Origin of the sequence: Methylobacter psychrophilus (genome assembly GCF_025583945.1) — a bacterium.
In the GTDB taxonomy this organism is placed as follows: domain Bacteria; phylum Pseudomonadota; class Gammaproteobacteria; order Methylococcales; family Methylomonadaceae; genus Methylobacter_C; species Methylobacter_C psychrophilus.
Window position 1 is genome coordinate 1 of record NZ_JAOEGU010000132.1, and the last position, 1,840, is coordinate 1,840.

The window sequence follows — 1,840 nt, forward strand, 5'->3', positions numbered from 1 at the left end:
CCGAGGAGCCCGATACGGCAGAGTAGCTGCCATTAAATACGATACCTGTAGAAATATCGGTAGTTACGCCATTAGGGTTGGCGGTAATGTGGAGATTACCACTACCGGTCAGTGCCGAGAACTGACCGGTACTGTCCGTCAGTGTCCAGGATTCCCCTTCACCGCTGTCCCAGGAGCCATTATTATTGCTGTCGACCCAGTCGCGTTGGCCGTCATTATCGCCATCTACCCAGACCAAGGCATTGGAGAGGTATCCGTCTTGAACGACACCGCTTTGCGTCATTTCTATTAATGCAGTGGCAGTTGAGGTTATCTTCTCAGTCGCTCCATAACCGTCGGTATAACCGGCTTGCACGGTGATCGCTTTATCGACTTGTGCCTGAGCCAAGGTCAGTGTTGAAGCCGTTGCACCGGTAATGACCATCCCATCTGCCAGCCACTGGTAAGTAATCGTGCCCAGACCGTCGACATCTGCCAGCGTATTACTTACTGTTAATACCTGATTTTGCGTGGCCGTACCGGTGATAGTAACAGTACCGGTAGGAGCATCATTAACATTGGTGATCGCATCGGTTGCAATGCTGCTTACACTTTCAGCAGTACCGAGTAAATCGGTATAAGCGGCTTTAACCGTGATGGTTTTGCCCACTTGCGCTTGAGCCAAGGTCAGTGTTGAAGACGTTGCGCCGCTAATGTCCGTGCCATTGGCCAACCATTGGTAAGTCATCGTGCCCAGACCGTCGACGTCCGCCAAGGTACTGACGGCTGTCAGTGTTTGGTTTTGCGTGGCGGTACCCGTGATGGTGACGGTGCCGGTAGGGACATCATTAACATTGGTGACTGCAAGAGTTGTAGCGCTGGTGACGCTTTCAGCGGTACCCAGTAGATCGGTATAACCTGCTTTAACGGTGATGGTTTTGCCTACTTGCTCTTGTGTCAAGGTCAATGTTGAAGCGGTGGCACCGGTAATAATCGACCCATCTGCCAGCCACTGGTAAGCAATCGTACCCAGACCGTCGACATCGGCCAGCGTGTTCGTTGCTGTTAATATCTGGTTTTGCGTAGCCGTGCCGGTGATGGTGACAGTGCCGGTTGGGACATCATTAGCATTGATGACCGCACCGGTTGCAACGCTGCTTACACTTTCAGCGGTACCCAGTAGATCGGTATAACCCGCGTTAACGGTGATGGCTTTGCCTACTTGCTCTTGTGTCAAGGTCAAGATTGAAGTGGTGGCGCCAGAAATGTCTGTACCGTTGGCCAGCCATTGGTAAGCAATCGTACCCAAGCCATCGACATCGGCCAGCGTGTTCGTTGCGGTTAATACCTGATTTTGCGTGGCCGTGCCGGTGATGGTGACTGTGCCGGTAGGGGCATCATTAACATTGGCTACTGCAAGAGTTGTAGCGCTGGTGACGCTTTCAGCGGTACCCAGTAGGTCGGTATAACCCGCGTTAACGGTGATGGTTTTGCCTACTTGCGCCTGAGCCAATATCAGTGTTGAAGTTGTTGCGCCGCTAATGTCCGTGCCGTTGGCCAACCATTGGTAAGCAATCGTACCCAAGCCATCGACATCGGCCAGCGTGTTCGTTGCGGTTAATACCTGATTTTGCGTGGCGGTACCCGTGATGGTGACTGTGCCGGTTGGGGCATCATTAACATTGGCTACTGCAAGAGTTGTAGCGCTGGTGACGCTTTCAGCGGTACCCGGTAGATCGGTATAACCCGCTTTAACGGTGATGGTTTTGCCTACTTGCTCTTGTGTCAAGGTCAAGGTTGAAGCGGTGGCACCGGTAATAATCGACCCATCTGCCAGCCACTGGTAAGCAATCGTACCCAG

Annotated in this window: 1 protein-coding gene; it reads right to left on the reverse strand. The window is 52.6% G+C overall.

What is annotated here, in order from left to right; all coding sequences use genetic code 11:
* Window positions 1-1,840: hypothetical protein (locus N7974_RS20470; RefSeq protein WP_262967381.1), on the reverse strand; the 1,840-nt coding region annotated here is incomplete at both ends.